This window comes from Acidimangrovimonas sediminis (assembly GCF_002871005.1).
GTDB classification, from domain to species: Bacteria; Pseudomonadota; Alphaproteobacteria; order Rhodobacterales; family Rhodobacteraceae; genus Acidimangrovimonas; species Acidimangrovimonas sediminis.
In genome coordinates this window covers 245,332-261,594 of sequence record NZ_PHSN01000005.1, presented here as the reverse complement: position 1 = coordinate 261,594, position 16,263 = coordinate 245,332, and the positions used below count along the sequence as shown (strand labels likewise).

At 68.9% G+C, this 16,263-nt stretch carries 17 protein-coding genes; 8 read left to right on the top strand and 9 right to left on the bottom strand.

Going from position 1 to position 16,263, the window contains the following annotated elements; all coding sequences use genetic code 11:
* Window positions 1–41: 41 nt before the first annotated feature.
* Together CVV76_RS05640 and CVV76_RS05635 are read right to left on the bottom strand one after the other, a co-directional pair.
* Entirely contained in the window at window positions 42–1,337 is a 1,296-nt protein-coding gene (locus CVV76_RS05640) for a flagellar hook protein FlgE (protein WP_102223653.1), read from the bottom strand.
* A 165-nt stretch (window positions 1,338–1,502) separates the two neighbouring features.
* Window positions 1,503–3,272, bottom strand: coding sequence for a hypothetical protein (locus CVV76_RS05635; RefSeq protein ID WP_146010248.1), 1,770 nt, complete (start codon window positions 3,270–3,272; stop codon window positions 1,503–1,505).
* Between the two features lie 273 nt (window positions 3,273–3,545).
* Between CVV76_RS05635 and flgF the strand changes: the two genes are divergently transcribed.
* Genes flgF through CVV76_RS05610 form a run of 5 tightly spaced genes read left to right on the top strand, consistent with a single transcriptional unit; the run spans window position 3,546 to window position 7,065 of the window.
* Window positions 3,546–4,316 carry a flagellar basal-body rod protein FlgF gene (flgF, locus tag CVV76_RS05630; protein WP_102223651.1) on the top strand — a complete coding sequence of 257 codons (771 nt, stop codon included), beginning with the start codon at window positions 3,546–3,548 and terminating at the stop codon, window positions 4,314–4,316.
* 31 nt (window positions 4,317–4,347) lie between these two features.
* On the top strand, window positions 4,348–5,133 hold the full coding sequence (gene flgG / locus CVV76_RS05625) for a flagellar basal-body rod protein FlgG (RefSeq protein WP_102223650.1): 786 nt from the start codon (window positions 4,348–4,350) through the stop codon (window positions 5,131–5,133).
* 1 nt (window position 5,134) lies between these two features.
* Window positions 5,135–5,803 (top strand): flagellar basal body P-ring formation chaperone FlgA, encoded by a 669-nt coding sequence (gene flgA, locus CVV76_RS05620; protein WP_102223649.1) that lies wholly within the window; start codon window positions 5,135–5,137, stop codon window positions 5,801–5,803.
* Window positions 5,800–6,558, top strand: a complete 759-nt coding sequence (gene flgH, locus CVV76_RS05615; RefSeq protein ID WP_102223648.1) for a flagellar basal body L-ring protein FlgH — start codon at window positions 5,800–5,802, stop codon at window positions 6,556–6,558. The genes flgA and flgH overlap by 4 nt, the downstream gene beginning before the upstream one ends.
* 9 nt (window positions 6,559–6,567) lie before the next feature.
* The gene (locus CVV76_RS05610; protein ID WP_102223647.1) at window positions 6,568–7,065 is read left to right on the top strand and encodes a hypothetical protein; all 498 of its coding nucleotides are present in this window, start codon (window positions 6,568–6,570) and stop codon (window positions 7,063–7,065) included.
* A 95-nt stretch (window positions 7,066–7,160) separates the two neighbouring features.
* Here CVV76_RS05610 and CVV76_RS05605 read toward each other — a convergent pair whose 3' ends face one another.
* The 5 genes from CVV76_RS05605 to CVV76_RS05585 form a co-directional block, all read right to left on the bottom strand.
* Window positions 7,161–7,859 (bottom strand): flagellar hook assembly protein FlgD, encoded by a 699-nt coding sequence (locus CVV76_RS05605; RefSeq protein ID WP_158243102.1) that lies wholly within the window; start codon window positions 7,857–7,859, stop codon window positions 7,161–7,163.
* A 7-nt stretch (window positions 7,860–7,866) separates the two neighbouring features.
* The gene (gene fliK, locus CVV76_RS05600) at window positions 7,867–9,303 is read right to left on the bottom strand and encodes a flagellar hook-length control protein FliK (RefSeq protein WP_146010247.1); all 1,437 of its coding nucleotides are present in this window, start codon (window positions 9,301–9,303) and stop codon (window positions 7,867–7,869) included.
* Between the two features lie 9 nt (window positions 9,304–9,312).
* The gene (locus CVV76_RS05595; RefSeq protein ID WP_102223644.1) at window positions 9,313–10,056 is read right to left on the bottom strand and encodes a sigma-70 family RNA polymerase sigma factor; all 744 of its coding nucleotides are present in this window, start codon (window positions 10,054–10,056) and stop codon (window positions 9,313–9,315) included.
* Window positions 10,057–10,279: 223 nt separating this feature from the next.
* Window positions 10,280–10,810, bottom strand: a complete 531-nt coding sequence (locus tag CVV76_RS05590; protein ID WP_102223643.1) for a hypothetical protein — start codon at window positions 10,808–10,810, stop codon at window positions 10,280–10,282.
* A 387-nt stretch (window positions 10,811–11,197) separates the two neighbouring features.
* A complete protein-coding gene (locus tag CVV76_RS05585) occupies window positions 11,198–11,911 on the bottom strand; it encodes a response regulator transcription factor (protein WP_158243101.1) in 714 nt (237 codons plus the stop codon).
* 336 nt (window positions 11,912–12,247) lie between these two features.
* On the opposite strand from CVV76_RS05585, the gene CVV76_RS05580 reads away from it, so the two are divergent.
* The 3 genes from CVV76_RS05580 to CVV76_RS05570 all read left to right on the top strand — a co-directional run bounded on the left by CVV76_RS05580 (window position 12,248) and on the right by CVV76_RS05570 (window position 14,744).
* Window positions 12,248–12,700, top strand: coding sequence for a MucR family transcriptional regulator (locus CVV76_RS05580; RefSeq protein WP_199178496.1), 453 nt, complete (start codon window positions 12,248–12,250; stop codon window positions 12,698–12,700).
* A gap of 173 nt (window positions 12,701–12,873) precedes the next feature.
* Window positions 12,874–13,320, top strand: coding sequence for a MucR family transcriptional regulator (locus tag CVV76_RS05575; RefSeq protein WP_102223641.1), 447 nt, complete (start codon window positions 12,874–12,876; stop codon window positions 13,318–13,320).
* 161 nt (window positions 13,321–13,481) lie between these two features.
* On the top strand, window positions 13,482–14,744 hold the full coding sequence (locus CVV76_RS05570; protein ID WP_102223640.1) for a flagellar motor protein MotB: 1,263 nt from the start codon (window positions 13,482–13,484) through the stop codon (window positions 14,742–14,744).
* A 58-nt stretch (window positions 14,745–14,802) separates the two neighbouring features.
* On the opposite strand, the gene CVV76_RS05565 is transcribed toward CVV76_RS05570, so the two are convergent.
* Window positions 14,803–15,225 carry a hypothetical protein gene (locus tag CVV76_RS05565; RefSeq protein ID WP_102223639.1) on the bottom strand — a complete coding sequence of 141 codons (423 nt, stop codon included), beginning with the start codon at window positions 15,223–15,225 and terminating at the stop codon, window positions 14,803–14,805.
* A 17-nt stretch (window positions 15,226–15,242) separates the two neighbouring features.
* Window positions 15,243–16,115, bottom strand: coding sequence for a flagellar motor stator protein MotA (gene motA / locus CVV76_RS05560; protein ID WP_102223790.1), 873 nt, complete (start codon window positions 16,113–16,115; stop codon window positions 15,243–15,245).
* Window positions 16,116–16,263: the final 148 nt, after the last annotated feature.

Below are 16,263 nucleotides of genomic sequence, written 5' to 3'. Positions count from 1 at the left end.
AGGCTCTCGGTTCCGGAGGCGCGGGAAGGGCGCGGGGGAAATCAGCGCTTCAGCTGCGTGGTTTCCTGCAACATGTCGTCCATCGTGGTGATGATCTTGGCGTTGGTCGAATAGGCGCGCTGGATGCGGATCAGGTCGCTCAGCTCCTCGGCGATATCGACGTTCGAGGATTCCAGCGTGTTGCCGCTGATCGTGCCGGTCCCGCCAGACCCCATGGGCGAATTGGAATAGGTCCCCGCCGAGGTCGAAAGCCTGTAGGCGTTGCCGTCGACGGCGGTCAGGCCGTTGGGGTTCGTCACCTGCCCCAGCGGGATCTGGTAGAGCGACTTGCGCGTGCCGTTGTCGAAGACACCGACGAGGTTGCCGCTGCTGTCGATCTCCACGCTCGACAGCTTGCCGGCGGCCGAGCCGTCCTTGCCGAAGGTCTGCGGGGTGAAATCGCCCGAGAACTGGGTCATCCCGTCCGACTGCCCGGGCGTGCCGAGGGCGACCTGGATGGTCTGCGGCGTGGCGCCGTTGGCAATGGTCAGCGTGGCCGTGCCGGTTGCCGTATCGAACGCGAACCCCGAGGGCGAGGCCGCGGTCGAGGTGGCGTTGGAATAGGCCGAGGGCAGGCCCGCCGTGCTGCCGCTGTCCGAGAAGTCCATGGTGACGGAGCCGTAATCCGCGCCCGTGTCGTCCGACATGGACACCGTCCATTCGTTCGGCGTCGACGTAGGCTGCCACGACAGCAGGATCCGCCCGGTGTTGCCCAGCGCGTCGTAATATTCGGTCGACGAGGTGAAGGGCGACCCCGGCGTCGCCACCCCGCTCTCCTGCGACGGAAGGTTGCCCTGGATCCCGATCGCGGTGGTGGCCGAGGGCGCGATCGTGGCGCTGGTGACGTTCACCGTCTGCATGCCGGAAAAGGAATTGCGGTCGACCTGGGTCAGCGACCCGCTGTCGCCATAGGCATAGCCCGCAAGGTAGTAGCCAGCCGCGTTCACCAGGTTGCCATCGGCATCCGGGGTGAAGCTGCCCGCCCGGGTCAGCAGGTAATGCGATTGCACCGGATCGTTGGGCGAAGTCGAGACGACGAAGAAGCCGTTGCCGGTGATCGCGAGGTCGGTCGCCGAGCTGGTCGATGTCAGCGCACCGCCGACGGCCACCGTGCTGTCCTCGACCGCCGCGACGCCCGAGGGGGCGGTCGCGCTCGACGTGGTGGTGACCATCTGGTCGAACCGCCGCTTGTAGCCCGTGGTGTTGGCATTGGCGATGTTCTCTGAGATCCGCCCGATCGCCGTGGAGTTCGCCAAGAGGCCGCTGACCCCGGTGTCCATCGCGCTCGAGATGCTCATCAAAGAACTCCTTTCCCACCGGGCAGGATCGCCCGTGGACAGCACATGTGTCGCGGATGTTTAGACAGGGTTAAAGAATCCGGCCAATCCTTGTCGGGCGACGTTTTTCCCGGGCTTTCGCCCCAATCCCAAGGACGCGGGTGGCGAAAAGGCCGATTTATCCGGTCAGCCGCCGGTTTTGTTCTTGCCCGCCGGCGGTGAAGATGCGGTGGCGGACTCGTCCGGCCCGTCGCCGGCGCGCATCAGGCGGTCTATCATCTTCTGCGCGCCGTCAAGCTGTGCCCGCGCCCGCGCGCGCCGCAGCGGCGCGGGTCCCTCCGGCTCGGCCAGCAGGGTCGCGGCGATCTGGCCCCAATGCGCCGATCCGCCGAGATCGGGATAGGCCCGCGCCAGGTCGCGCGCCGTAGCGCGGTCGCCGTCGCGCCAGGAGGCGAGCAGAAGGTTGATCGCGTCGGCCTCGGTGAAATCCTTGGGATGGTCCCGGCGCAGGGCGCCGAAGCGGCGGGCCGCGCCGGACCAGTCGCCCGCGTCGATCGCCGCCCGGCCCAGCATCCGCAGGTCGTCAGGCGTGGAGACCTCTACCCCGACGTGCGCCGCCGCGCCCGGCTGCCCAAGTGCCGTCTGGATGCGCGCACCGAGCAGTGCCGCGCGCCCGGCCAGCGGCGCCGGCATCCGCCCCGCCGCCGCAAGCGTCGCCGACGCCGCATCCCAGCGCCCGCCCGCCGCCTGCGCCTCGGCCTCGCCCAGCTTCAGACCTGCCAGCCGCGCCGGATCCTGCGGCCAGCGCCCTCCCTCGGCGCCCAGCCGCAGCGTGTCATAGATCCGCCCGTATTCATCCGCGGCCATCGCCGTCGCCCCAAGGCGCAGCAGGTGATCGGCCAGCGTCTCGGACGCCGTCTCGAAGGCCGGATCGAAACGGTAGAGCGGGATCAGCCTGCGGTGCAGCGACAACAGCGTCTCCAGCGGCACCTTTCCCTGCAAGGCAAACTTGTAATAAGCGCCGATCAGCCCCTCCGCCTGCTTGCCCGCCAAGGCCGCATCCTCGGACTGCGGGTGGTCGCGCAATAGCCTGCCCAGCGTCAGCAGCATGTCGGGCCAGTCGCCCAGCCTGCGGTCGACCGCCACCAGCCGACGGAGGGTGCCGAGGCCGATCTCTCCCCCCTGCCACCGCGCCAGGGTGTCGTGCAGCAGCGCCTGCGCGGCGCGGGGCTTCAAGCTCTTGTCCGCAAGCCCGAGGTCCACCGCCGCCAGCACCGCGCGCCGCGCATAGGGACCCCGGCCCGCCGCCGCCCGGGCGAAGGCTTCGGCGGCACGGTCGGGGCGATTCACCCCCAGCGCGGCCCGGCCCAGCAGGTAGGAATAGGCCGGGTCTTCCTTCAGCCCGGGGTGGGCGTCGAAGGCCTCGGCAACGCGCTGCGCAAGCGCCCAGTCGCCAAGATCCAGCGCCGCCGAAAAGAAGAGCGGCAGGCACGCGCGGGCATAGACCGGCGGGTAGGCCGGCAGCCGCGCCAGCGCCTGTGCCAGGTCGTTGCGGCTGGTGACGGCATCCTTCGCGCGGATCGCGTTCAGCGCGGCCCAGAACGGGTAATCCGGCCAGCCAAGGTTGCCCGGCGCCAGCGGGCTCTGGTCGAACGCCGCAGGAAGCGGCTGCCCCGCCATGATCGTGACCCCGGCCTTCAGCGCCCCAAGCCGCGCCCGCCCCGCGGCATCCAGCGCCCCCGCGTCGACAGCATCCAGCAGCCCGCGCGCCTCGGGCAGCATCAGGTGGGCAAGGTAGAGCGCCCCCAGCTGCATCCGCGCCTCCTGCAACCCCTCGGGGGTATGGGCGGCGATCAACGCCTCCTGCCCCGCCCGCCGCTCATCCAGAAAGCGCGCATCGGTGTGGCGGGCGAAGGCAAAGGGGGCAAGCCTGGCACCTGAGGCCGGGGCAGTCACCTCCGCACGGATCGTGGAAGTGGTCGGGGCGGGAGCGGCACCGGGCGGCGCCGCCGGGGCCGGAAAAGACGCCAGAACGGCGACGAGCGCAGGGGCAGCCCCCCCGCTCATTGCCCCAGCTATCCTTGAACCCCGCCACAAGATCCGCATGAATTCTCTTGCCAAATCATGAATAACAAGAATAATAAGGATAGATGCAAATAAAGCAAGTCCATCCGTGAGCGGAACGGGCGGGCAGGCAGGCGAAACCGGACGAGGGACGCGAGGCGCCAGATGGACAATTCGATCTATGTCTCCCTCTCGCTGGCGCTCTCGCTCGAGCGGTCGATGGACGTGACGGCCAACAACATCGCCAACGCCAACACCGCGGGCTTCAAGGCCGGGCGGGCCGATTTCGCCTCACTCGTGCAGAAGACGGGCGGCGGCACCGATGGGCAGACAGGCGGCGACATCTCCTTCGTGAACCAATCCTCGGCGCATCTCGACCCGACGCCCGGGCCCTTGCAAAAGACCGGAAACCCGCTGGACCTGGCGCTTTCGGGCGACGGGTGGTTTTCCTACCGCACCGCGGCGGGCGCCACGGCCTATGGCCGCGACGGGCGGCTGTCGGTCGATGCGCAGGGCAACCTGGTGACCGTGACCGGCGCGCAGATCCTCGACCAGAGCGGCAACGCCATCGCGGTTCCGCAGGGCTCGGCCGGCACGCTTCAGGTCGGCGCGGACGGCACGATCACCGACCGCACCGGCGCCACGCTGGGCCGGATCGGCGTCTTCACGGTGCCTGACATCGCGGGCTTCCAGCGCGCGGACGGCGGCATGCTGATCCCGCCCGAGGGCGCGGCCGCCGGCGCAACCCCCGCCACGCCCGAGGACGACGGGGTGAAGGTGGCGCAGGGCTACCTCGAGGGATCGAACGTCGAGCCGGTGCTGGAGATGACGCGGATGATGGAGATCCAGCGCGCCTACGACCGGTCGATGAAACTGATGGATGACCAGGACAGCCTGCGCAAGCAGGTGCTGAGCCAGCTCGGCCAGATCGGCTGACGACCCGCCAAGACGACAGGGAGACGGACACATGAGAGCACTGGGGATCGCCGCGACCGGCATGATGGCGCAGCAGACCAACGTCGACGTCATCTCGAACAACATAGCGAACGCGAACACGGCGGGGTTCAAGTCCTCGCGCGCCGCGTTCCAGGACCTCGTCTACCAGTCCGAGCGGCGCGAGGGCGCGCTGACATCGGACACCGGGACGGCGCGCCCCGTGGGCACCGACATCGGCCTTGGCGTCGAAAGCGCGGGCGTGGTGCGGCTGAACACCCAAGGGGGCCTCACCAAGACCGACAATCAGCTGGACATGGCGATCGACGGCGAGGGGTATTTCGGCATCACCATGCCCGACGGCTCTCTCGCCTATACCCGGGCGGGGAACTTCCAGGTCTCCTCGACCGGCCAGATCGTCACGCTGGAGGGGTACGAGGTGGTGCCGGGCATCACCATCCCCGCCAACACCACGAAGGTGGAGATAAGCCAGCAGGGCATCGTGCAGGCCTATGTGGGCAACTCCACCACTCCCACGCAGCTGGGCCAGCTGACCATGGCCACCTTCATCAACGAGGCGGGGATGAAGCCGATTGGCAACAACCTTCTGAAGGCCACCACGGCCTCGGGCGACGCGGTGACGGCGAACCCGGGCGATCCCGGCATCGGGGTGCTGCGGCAGGGCTATATCGAAAGCTCCAACGTCAACATCATCCAGCAGATCACCGACCTGATCGCCGCCCAGCGCGCCTACGAGATGAACTCCAAGGCGATCGAGACGGCGGATCAGATGATGTCCTCCACCAGCCAGATCAAGTGACATGCGCCGCGTCCTTCTCCTCGCCCTGATCGCCCTCGCCGCCGCCCCCGCGGCCCTGCCCGCGCGGGCGGCGCAGGTGACCCAGCTGATCGCCGAGAAGGCCGCGGCCGACACCGGCGGGGCGATGCCGCCCGCCGGGCGCTACGACGTGACCCTGACCCCCGGCGACGTGGCCGAGGCAACGCTCGTGTCGGCCTTCGTGATCGACCGCTCCACCGGCCAGTTCGCGGCCAACGTGGTGACCGGCGCGGGCGAGACCTGGCGGGTCACCGGCCTTGCCACGCTGACCGTCCCGGTGCCCGTTCCGGTGCGCCGGATCCTGCCCGACGAGTTGCTGACCAAGGCCGATTTCACGATGGTCGCCCTGCCCTACCGGCAGCTCGGCAGCTTTGCCGTCACCAGCCTCGACCGGTTGCAGGGCATGCAGGTGCGCCGGGTCCTTGCCGCCGGACGCCCGGTGATGGTGCAGTCGGTGACCCCACCCATCGTCATCGGCAAGGGCGACAAGGTCTCGCTCGAGTACCGCAAGGGCAACATGCAGCTCTCGGCCCCGGGCCGCGCCATCACCTCGGCCGAGGCCGACCAGGAGGTCCGCGTGATCAACCTCGTCTCCAACCGCACCGTCACCGGCATCGCCAGGGCCGCCGGCATCGTGGAGGTCAGCAAGTGAGCATCCGTCCCGTTCCCATCCTCCTCGCCACGGCGCTGCTGGCGGGATGCCAGCAGTACAGGGACGCCCGCGACCCCAAGGTCTCGGACATCGACCTGAGCGCGAAGACGATGCCCGAGGTCGCCTCGATCCAGGTGCCGATGCCGCCGCCCGAGGTGAAGCCAGCCCCGATGCGGGCCGAGGCGGCCTCGCTCTGGCGCACCGGGTCGACCGGGTTCTTCGGCGACCAGCGCGCGACCAAGGTGGGCGACATCCTGACCGTCGACATCAACATCGACGACAACGCCAAGCTGTCGAACGCCTCCAAGCGCTCGCGCGACGGCAGCCAGACGGTCGGCAACCCAACGTTCCTGGGCTACGAGAAGCGGCTGCACAGCGTGTTGCCAGGTGTCAACAAGTCCGACATGCCCACGGGCGACAACATCGCGGATCTGTCGTCGTCGTCGTCGTCGAACGGCTCGGGCTCGATCGACCGCAACGAGTCGATCAGCCTCAAGGTCGCGGCGATGGTCCTCAAGAAGCTGCCCAACGGCGAGATGGTGGTGGCCGGCCGGCAGGAGGTGAAGGTGAACCACGAACTGCGCGAATTGCGTGTGGCGGGGATCATCCGGCCGCAGGACATCCGCATGGACAACACCATCCCCTACGAGAAGATGGCCGAGGCGCGCATCACCTATGGCGGCAAGGGGCAGCTCTCTTCGGTGCAGCAGCCGCGCTACGGCGACGATTTCCTGAACGTCGTGCTGCCCTACTGAGGTGGCGCGGTGAAGGCGCGGCTGGTCCCTATCCTCATTCTCGTGCTGGTGCCCCTGCTGGCCGGGATCGCCGGCTATGCCGGGGGGCGGGTGCTACGCCCCGCGCCCGCCCCGGCGACGTCGTCGCTGTCGGCGGCGGCGGGGGCGAAGACCGAACCGCCGGGCGAAACCCGCATCGATGCGGGCCAGTTCGCGGTGCAGGTCTACCGCCCCCGCCGGATCGACACGCTGGTGACAGAGGTCTCGGTGAACCTTCCCGCCCCCGGCGCGGCAGCGGCGGGGACGGCCCTCGCCCATGCCCGGCTGCGCGACCGCGCCTACCAGGTGCTGTTCGATGCGGCCGAGACCCCGGCCTTCCACACGCCGCAGGACGCCGCGGAAGATACCCCGGCAGCCCTTGCCACGACGATCGCAGACACGCTGGCCTCGGGCCTCGGCCCGGCCGTGCCGGGGCTCAGGGGGGTCGAGGTCCGCTATGCCGTGCGCACCACCGCGCCCCGGAAGTGAGGGGCCAAGGGGCGTCTTCGACCGCGCATTGAAGCGCCCGGTGGGTGACCCACGGCACCCCATACACCGCTTAGGATGCGCTCCCCCCCGCCGCGCTATCCCGCCGACAGGATGTCGCCCGAGGTGACCTCCTGCCCGTTGCGGAGTTTCAAGGTCTGGCCGTCGGTGCCGAACAGCACCTGTTCGACGGTCGTCGTGGGATAGGTGTCGTAGGAAATCGTGTCGCCCGACGCGTCCACCGCGTTGATCGTCACGTGGTAGATGCCGTCGGCCTGGGTCACGCCGGAATTGTTCTTGCCGTCCCAGCCCAGCGCCACCTTGCTCCCCCCCGCGGTCGACAACCCGGTGAGAGAGCGCACCACGTTGCCGCTGTCGTCGGTGATCGTCGCGCTGACCGAGGCTGCGGCGGAGGCCAGCTCGTAGGTCGTCGCCGCCACCCCGCCCGACAGTTCGAGCCGGTCCGAGGCAAGGCTGACCGAGCGTCCGAGCAGCCCGATCGACGATTGCCCGGCGATGCCGCCAACCGTGGTGTTCAGCGTCTCGAGGTTCTGGTTGGTCTGCACCGATTGCTCCACCTGGCTAAGCTGCGCCAGCTGCGAGACGAATTGCGTCGAATCCATCGGTTGCAGCGGATCCTGGTTCTGGATCTGCGCCGTCAGGAGCTGCAGGAAATTGTTGTAATCGACCCCCAGCTGATCGGCTGCCGAACTCGCCGCGCTGCCGGTCGTGGAGGCCGCCGCCGCGGCTGCCGCGGTGCCTGTCGCCGTGGCTGGGGTCGTACCTGTCGTCGTCATCGCCGCCTCATGTCCTGATATCCAGCGCGTCCCGGCCGATCCGGTCCTGCCAGACCGGCACGTCGTCGCCCTCGTCGCTTGCCTCGAGCGCGGATGCGGGGGTGCTGCAGCCACGCTCATCGCGCCCGGCGTTGCCGCCACCGCGCCCGAAGGATTCGAAATCGAGGGTTGGTGCCGCGCCCGCCCCGGTACCGCCGAGGATCTCTCCCAGCCGGGCCTGATCGTTGCGCAGCGCCGTCAGCACCATCGGGTTCTCGGCCCGCACCACGACGTTGAGCTTGCCCGCCGCGTCGCGCTTCATGTCGATCTCGATCTCGCCCAGCCCCCGGGGGCTGAGCGCGATCCGGGTCACCCCCTCGTCGGGCTGCGCCGCGCGCAGTTGCAGGCCGATCATCCCCGCGAACGCCGCCGCCGGCGCCGGGGCCTGCGCCCCCGGCGAAGACCCGACGTGCACCTGCGCGGCGGTCGCTGCTCCGCCGGTGGCGACTGGCGTCTGCGCCTGCGCCGCGCCGGCTGAAAGAAGCTGCGCGATCGGGTCTGACGGCAGGGCTGCCGTCAGCCCGGCGGCGCCATCCCGTCCCGCCGCGCCGTCGTGAGGCGCCCCCTGCCGGGCGAGGCCGGCGCCGACCTTGCCATCGGACAACGCGGCCTGAGCAGATCCGGCCACCGCTTCGGTCAGCGCCTGAAGGCGCGGGTCAGACGACGTGCCGCCTGCCAGCATGGCCAGCCGCCCCGCGCCGCCCGGATCCGATCCGGAGGCCCAGGAAATCGAGGGGGCAAGCGACGAGGCAGGCGACGAGGCAAGCGATGGCCCAACCGCCCCCTGCGCCGGTTGGGCGACAAGGCCAAGCGCCTGCGCCACCAGCAAAAACATCTGCTGCGCGGCGACAAGCGGCGCGTCCGTATCGGAGCCTTCGCGCCCCGAACCGGCCTTCGTGCCCGGGCCGCCTGCCCCTGCCGCCCCCTGATCGCCCCCGGCCATCCGTTGGGCGAGCGTCGTCAGCAGCGCGGCGGTGTCGGTTCCCAGTGCGGCATCCGCGCCGCCAAGCAAGGCCCCCAGCGCCTGGGCCGCGCCGGTCAGCACCTTATGCGCCGCGGCGTCGCCCCCCTCGGCCTCGGCACTGCGCATGGCCTGCAGTGTTTCGGCCTCGAAGGTCCTGAGGCCCTGCGCCAGCTGCACCTTCGTGGTCAGCAGCTCGGCACCGCTCGCTCCCACCTGCGACAGCCCAGCCTGGGCGGCCAGGGGGGCCTGCGCGGCCCCGTCCGGCTCCGCCTCTCCCGCCGCAGGGGGGGTCGGGGATGCCGCCGAAGCCGTCTCGGGGCTTGTCTGCCGAGCGCCCGGCCTGCCCAGAAGTGCTGCAAAACCCTCTCCGCCGCCGCTCGCGGCGCGCGCCGCCGCGCCGCCTGTTCCCGGCGCCGCGATTGTCCCGATGGGTGTCGTCACGTTCATCGCCTACCCCAGCATCGCGGGCGTGCAGCCCATCCGTTCCAGCCGCAGACGCAGCCGCGACAGGGCCCGCCGCTCGAACAGCGGCACCCGGTCGGGGCTGACCCCCAGCCACATGGCGGTGTCGTCCGCGCTTTCGGGCTCGGGTGCCAGCTTGCGCCGCTCCAGGATCTCGCGGTCGGTCGGGTCGAGCTGCATCAGCGCCTCGGTCAGAACCACGCGCAGCCGGGCCGCGCTCGATTGCGCCTCGGCATGTTCCTCGGGGGTGAGGCCGGTCGCCGGGAGATCGTTGAGGCCCAGCCCCCCCGCCTCGCCGATCCCCGCATTGATGCTAAGGTGCGCCTGCGCCGCCTGCAGCGCCGCGGTGTCCGACCCGTCGAGCCGCCCCATCCGCGCGTCAATGAACACCCGCGACGGCATGTTGACGATCGACTTCATCCGCGCCAGCGCCGTCGAGACGCAGGTCTTCACCCACCATTGCGCATAGGTCGAGAACCGCACCTGCTGCTCCAGATCGAAGAGATCCGCGGCCCGCATCAGCCCGATCATCCCCTCGGCAACGAGGTCCTCCAGCTCGGTCGGGTTCTTGCTCCAGCGCTGCGCCTGGGCATGGACCAGCCGGGCATGGCTGCGCAGAAGAAGCTCCAGTGCGCGCTGGTCGCCGCGTTCCTGCCAGTCGTGCAGCGCGGCCCGCTCCTCCTCGACGCTCAGGAGGGGCGCTTCGACCGCCTCCCTGTAACTCAGCCCCATGAAACCGACACCTATCCTTGCCTTTGGCAGGATAGTAAGCAACGGGAACCAGATAACAAAGAACTAACTGATTAAGAAAGGATTAAACAAGGAAAGTTCGGGATCACACCCCGGCCAGCAGACGCCGCCATTCCACCCCTCGCAAACGACAAGGCGGCCGAACCCGCTTCGGGTCCGACCGCCTGGCGATCGCGGCGCAGTGGTGCAGAGCGGCCCGGGACCGTCAGGACACCGTTCGGTCGTCGCGGGCAAGTCGGCGGGCACCGGAGGGCACCGCCTCGGCCATCGGCGACGCGCGGCGGCCTGCGCCGAAGAACCGCGCGTTCAGCCCGTCGTCACGAAACCCGAGGTTGCGCTGCTTGGCCTCGGACCGTGCCGCCGCGGGGGCCAAGCTGGCCCTGCCGTCCAGACCCGACACAATATGTCGGAGAACCTCGTCCGACGTACACCCGATGTCGTGCTCGCTTGACCCGATCACCGCAGCATTGACCACGGTCTCGAACACCACGAGGGCCCCAAAGGGCACCTCTATCCCCAGTTCCTCGGCCAGGACGTCCCCCAACGTCAGACCGGGAAGCAGCTCCGTCGCCTCGGGTAGAACCCGCGGCACGCCATGCGGCGCGGCGTTGTCGACACAGACCGTCTGAACCGGCAACAAGGCCGCGATGCCCCTCGCGATGTCCCCTTTTTCGCCGGTCGGCCACGCGCTCACCGATCCATTCCATATCTGTTCGAGCAGCAGCTTCTTCGTCATGTCACCCTTGACCCCCAGACTTCCCCATTGCGTGAACTCTAGTCGCGGGGCGGTTCACAGGTAAGTTTGTGTTTGTTAATTCTTGTGTCCCCCGCAAACCGGCAACGGCCCCGGCGCTGCATCACGCCAGCGTGACCGGCACCCCATCCGCGTCAGGCGAAAGCGGCTGTATTGCTTGGGCGCCTCCGCCGTCACGATCTGGCGTTCGACTACTTCCCCTTGTGGAAAACTGTAAAGGCCGCCCCTAGATACAGCCTTGCTTCAGCAGCCGGATCTTTACATTCGACCGGGTTGACGTAGCGTCCGGCGCCTGGGCCGGGGGGATTCTCGATCAATCCGGAGTTGCGAGCGGGCCGCCCGATGCGCCGATTCCGCCCCGGGGAAGGATCAGGGCTGGCGTTCCTCGCGGAAGGCGTAGCCTTCGTTGCGGATCGACCGCACGGCGTAGCGCTGACCGAAGGCCTTGCGCAGCTTCTTGCGGATGTTGGCGACGTGGACGTCGAAGCGGCGGTCGCCGTATTCCCACTCGGCATCGTCGATCTCGCGGGCAAGGTCGCTGCGGCTGACGATCCGGCCGCCGGACCGGATCAGCACGGCCATCACCTCCGCCTCGGCCCGGGTAAGGTGCACCGGCTGCCGCTCTCCCGAGGCGTAGAGCCGGTTGTCGCCGTCGAGGAGGACCTGCGGCACCTCGGCATCGCCGCGCCCGTTCGGGTCGGCCAGAGCGCTGCCCAGCCGTGCCCGCAGCCGCAACCCGAATTCGCGGAGCGTGAAGGGCGCGCGGATCACGTCGTCGGCCCCGGCAGCGAAGGCGTCGCCGCCCTCCTCGCGCCCGCCGGAGGTCGCGATGTACATCAGGAAGGCATCGGGGAACCCCGTCCGCAGGCGCTGCAGCAGCAGGAGCGCGGGGGCCGGTGCGCTGCCGCCCTCGACCACCACGAGGCCCGGAGCGAAGCCCCGGACCGGGGGGGCGCTCGTCTCGGCGTCGCTGGGCAGCACGTCGAAGCCGCAGTTGCGCCGCAGGAAGATGCCGAGGTCGCGCCCAAGCTCGGGGTCGGTGACGTGCAGGATCGCCCGCCGTGCCGCGCACTCAGCCCGCACGTCCCTCCCCCGTAGCCCCAAATCAGTTTCTGAATGCATGGGTCCCCAACCCACAGAGAACGTTGACCTGATGGGAAAACCATGAACATCCGGCGGCAGACACGCCGCTTACCACACCCGGAGCGCGATCTGCTCCCCCCGCCTTCGCGCCTCAGACGCCTTGCGTAGCAAATGCCCCCCGTTCGCGCAAGATTGCGGTGGCCCCGGCGCTGCGCGGCGGGAACAAGATTAATCCAAGACGAGAGTTTTCTTCATTTCTTTGACCTCTTGTTAACGTTTCCATCCATTTCTTGTCTTGCCGGGCAGAAGACCGGCGCGCAGAGACGAGGACGAGCGGTGAACATCAGCAACGGCTGCGGGATGACCCCGGCGACGCCCGCGGAGGCGCCCGCCGACGGCGCCCTGATCGAAGAGATCGCGGCCCTCGTCGAAGGGCAGATGGCGCGCGGCGGGCTGGCCGCCGGGGCGGCGATCAGGCTGGCGCTGCGCCTGCAGGCGACGGTGCTGGGCCCGGCGGCGGATCCGCTTCCCCGCCCCTCCGTCCCGGTCGAGGACAGCATCCGCCCCGACCACCTCGTCTGCCTCGAGACCGGCGCAAAGGTGATCCTGCTCGGCCGTCATCTGAAGCAGAAGCTTGGGCTGACCCCCGAAGAATACCGCCGCAAATGGGACCTGCCGCCGGATTACCCGCTGGTCGCCCCGGATTACGCCCGTGCCCGGGCCCGTGCGCGCGGCCGCGGCGCCGCCGGCCTCGGCCCCGACGAGAGCGGCGAGATCCCCCTTGGCTGAGGCGGCCCCCGCCCGCTTGCGGCTCTCGGTTCGGCTCAAGGTGCGGCGGCGCTTCGCGGATTCCCGCGCAATCCATCAAGGAAAGAGCAAGTTTCTTGACGAAAAATGACACAGTCCGTAATGATCATTACTTAAGTCACAAGCATTGCGAGTGTGCAGGAGACAAGGATCCGATGCCCAATCAGAAAAGCAATGAAAGCTCGGAGATGGTCGCGAGCATTGCCGCCGCCTTCGCCTCGCGCCCCGACACCACGATCGACGATATCGTCGAGCTGGTGGCCCGGTTGACGCGGCAGCTGGAGACCACGCGCGGCGTCTCTGCCGTGACCGGCAACATGGCGCCCGGGGCGCCCGGCGCCCCCGGTGCAGGTTCGGCCCTGCCGGCGATGCCGCCGGAGCAGGCGGTGACCGAGGACAAGGTCTACTGCCTGTGCTGCGGCAAGGGTTTCAAGATGCTCAAGCGCCATCTCGGCGCCGAGCATGGCCTGACCGAGGACGAGTATCGCGCGCTCTACAACCTTCCGGCCGACATGCCGCTGGTGGCGCCCAGCTACAGCGCGCGCAAGGCCGATTACGCCAAGAAGATGGGCCTCGGCAAATACAGCCGCGAAGACGCCTGACCGGCGGGCCCGCGCCACATTTCCCCAAAGATGACCCTGAGGCGCCCCTTTTCGGGCGCCTTTTGCATGGAAGCTGACCGGGTGCGGCGTCCTGTCCGAAGAATCGGGTGTCTCTCGCGCGAATGAAGACAGCCTCCCGCGATGCGGGAAAGGAGGCCCTCATGGCAACAGCGCGTCCCAACTCCCGGCCGATCATCATCCGCAGGGTCGAGGCAGATCACGACCACGGCCATCACGGCGGCGCCTGGAAGGTGGCCTATGCCGATTTCATGACCGCGATGATGGCCTTTTTCCTGCTGATGTGGATCGTCTCCAGCGCGACCAAGGACCAGCTGAACGGGATCTCTGACTATTTCACCCCGGCGCATGTCTCGATGACGGCCAAGGGCGGGATGGGCGCCCTCGGCGGTACGACGATCGGGCCGAAGGGTGTGCTGAGCCAGTCGAACGGCACCGCCGCGCGCCGCGGCATGACCCGCGACGTGCCGGTGTCCGCCGTGGCCGACAACCAGCCGGTGCCGCAGATGACGGAGGCCGAGACCAGGGCGGCCTCCGCCTCGCCCGCCAGGGCGCCGACGGTGACGCCCGGCGCCGACAAGATGGCTGGTGCGGCGGGTCCTTCGGCCACCAAGGCCACTGGGGCCGACAGCCCGGTGCGCACGGTGATCAAGGAGGTCGATCCCCACGCCGCCGACGACGCGCATTTCCACGCGGTGCAGCAGGAGATCACGCAGGCGATGAAATCCTCACCCGACCTGGCACCGCTCCTCGACAACGTGATGTTCCGCAAGACGCCCGACGGGCTTGAGATCCAGATCGTCGACCAGAAGGGGCGCGCGATGTTTGCCTCGGGCAGCGCGGCGGTCGACGGGCCGACGCTGAAGCTGATGGAACGGCTGGGCAAGGCGATCTCGGGGCTGCCGAACAAGCTTCGGATCTCGGGCCATACCGACGCGGTGCCCTACGCCGCGGGGTCCGGCAGCGACAATTGGGAACTGTCGTCGGAACGTGCCAACGCGACCCGGCGGGTGTTCCTTTCGGCGGGCGTGGAGCCGTCGCGGGTCTCGCGCATCTCGGGCCTTGCGGATACCGAACCGCTGGTCGCCGACAACCCGCGCGACCCGCGCAACCGCCGGATCACCGTGCTTCTGCGCTATCAGCCCGGGTCCAGCCTCCCCGCCGATCTGGTCCCAGGCACGCAGGCCTCTGCCACGCAGAACACTGGCGCCGCACCGGCCGGTTCACCGCGCCCCGCAGCCGCTGCAACCGCCGGCGCACACCCTTCCCCGGCGGCACGTCCCGCAACGCCGCCTGGCCGCACCGCGGACCTCGGCCTTGCTGCCCCGCCTGCCCCGCAGCAGAGCGCACTGCAACGCACCTACTCCATGGTCAGCCTGACCGACCTCTCCCACGCGGCAGACTGATCCGGGCGACGCCTTGCGCCCTCCCCTGGGTCTTGACCGAAGACGCCAGGACCAGGGGTCAGGCGTGGCCCGGAAGTGTCCAGGGACGCAGGGCGATCTCTTCCATCTCCTTGCGCTCGGCCCGGGCAAGGCGCGCCACCTCGGCGTGCCGCGCCGTCCCGAGGGCCTGCTCGCTCGCACGGGTCTCGCGAAAGCGTTGGCGCAGGGCGGCCTCCACCTCGGCCAGCGCCGTCACCAGCCGCGCGCGTTCCTCCAGGAGGGCCGCCTCCTCGGCCCGCATGGCGCGCAGATAGGAGGGAAGATAGGGCGCCGCCTCGAGGCTGGCGCCGCTCCCCCCGCGCAGGGCCGCGAGCAGGGCCGCACGCCGGGCATCGAGTTCCGCGATCCGCGCCCGCAGGCGCGACAGCGTCTCGGCCTGCGCCTCCATCGCGCGGCGGCGCAGGTCGGCCACCAGTTCCAGCGTCCGGATCCGTCCCGCCATCTGCCGCCCCGCCCGGCTCAGGCCGCCTTGGCCGTCAGGTCCTTCTGGGCCTGCTCGACCTCGTAGAAATTCGGCTGCATCGCGGTCGGGATCGACCCGCGGCCGATCTCGATGCAGATGTTCGGCGGGTGGCCCGCGACCATGGCGACGAAGATGTCGCGGATCACGGCGTAGAGCGAGGCATCCTCGTCCTCGATCTGCTTGAGGCGCTGCGAGATCGGCGAGACGAAGCAATAGGCCGCGAAGACGCCGAGGAAGGTGCCGACCAGCGCGCCGCCGATCATCGCGCCCAGCACTGCGGGGCTTTCGTTGATCGCCCCCATGGTCTTGATCACGCCCAGCACCGCCACGATGATCCCGATCGCGGGCAGCGCGTCGGCCACGGTCTGGATCGCGTTCGCGGGCGCCAGCACCTCGTGATGATGCTTCTTGAGCTTGCGGTTGATCACATCCTCGGTCTGGTAGGCGTCGTCGAACTGCATCGCAAGCATGCGGAAGCTGTCGGTGATCAGCTCGATCGTGAAGTGGTCCTTCATCAGCTTCGGGTAGCGCTGAAAGATCTCGCTCTCCTTGGGGCTTTCGACATGGCTGTCGAGGGCAAGGATCCCCCGGGTGCGGTAGAGCCGGCTCAGTTCGAACATCAGGGCGAGGACGTCGGAATAATCCTTGGTCTTCCACTTGTTGCCCTTGAAGACCTTGAGGAACGCCCCGCCCGAACGTTTGATCAGCCCGAAGGAGTTGGCGATGATGAACGATCCCAGCGCGGCGCCGCCGATCATCATGCCTTCGAAGGGCAGCGCATGGATCAGAACATCGAACTTGCCGCCCGACATCACGAAGCCGCCGAAGACGAGCCCCCCCACGAGAACCAGACCGATCAGGATCGTCATCGCATGCACCTTTCCCAACACGCCCCGGCGGACGGGACCTTCGTGCAATCCTTCCGAACTGGGCGCCGCCAAGTCAAGATTTCCGGTCCCAATTCTTAAGTTACGTTAAGATCCATTGATCTACGGAAGGTTTTCAAGGATTGTTGAC

What these genes read in the sequence shown, in the direction of transcription:
- CVV76_RS05640 (WP_102223653.1), bottom strand. Translation starts at nt 1,337, where the DNA reads ATGAGCATCTCGAGCGCGATGGACACCGGGGTCAGCGGCCTCTTGGCG.
- flgF (WP_102223651.1), top strand. Translation starts at nt 3,546, where the DNA reads ATGGACAATTCGATCTATGTCTCCCTCTCGCTGGCGCTCTCGCTCGAG.
- flgG (WP_102223650.1), top strand. Translation starts at nt 4,348, where the DNA reads ATGAGAGCACTGGGGATCGCCGCGACCGGCATGATGGCGCAGCAGACC.
- flgA (WP_102223649.1), top strand. Translation starts at nt 5,135, where the DNA reads ATGCGCCGCGTCCTTCTCCTCGCCCTGATCGCCCTCGCCGCCGCCCCC.
- CVV76_RS05605 (WP_158243102.1), bottom strand. Translation starts at nt 7,859, where the DNA reads ATGACGACGACAGGTACGACCCCAGCCACGGCGACAGGCACCGCGGCA.
- CVV76_RS05595 (WP_102223644.1), bottom strand. Translation starts at nt 10,056, where the DNA reads ATGGGGCTGAGTTACAGGGAGGCGGTCGAAGCGCCCCTCCTGAGCGTC.
- CVV76_RS05590 (WP_102223643.1), bottom strand. Translation starts at nt 10,810, where the DNA reads ATGACGAAGAAGCTGCTGCTCGAACAGATATGGAATGGATCGGTGAGC.
- CVV76_RS05575 (WP_102223641.1), top strand. Translation starts at nt 12,874, where the DNA reads ATGCCCAATCAGAAAAGCAATGAAAGCTCGGAGATGGTCGCGAGCATT.
- CVV76_RS05570 (WP_102223640.1), top strand. Translation starts at nt 13,482, where the DNA reads ATGGCAACAGCGCGTCCCAACTCCCGGCCGATCATCATCCGCAGGGTC.
- CVV76_RS05565 (WP_102223639.1), bottom strand. Translation starts at nt 15,225, where the DNA reads ATGGCGGGACGGATCCGGACGCTGGAACTGGTGGCCGACCTGCGCCGC.
- motA (WP_102223790.1), bottom strand. Translation starts at nt 16,115, where the DNA reads ATGACGATCCTGATCGGTCTGGTTCTCGTGGGGGGGCTCGTCTTCGGC.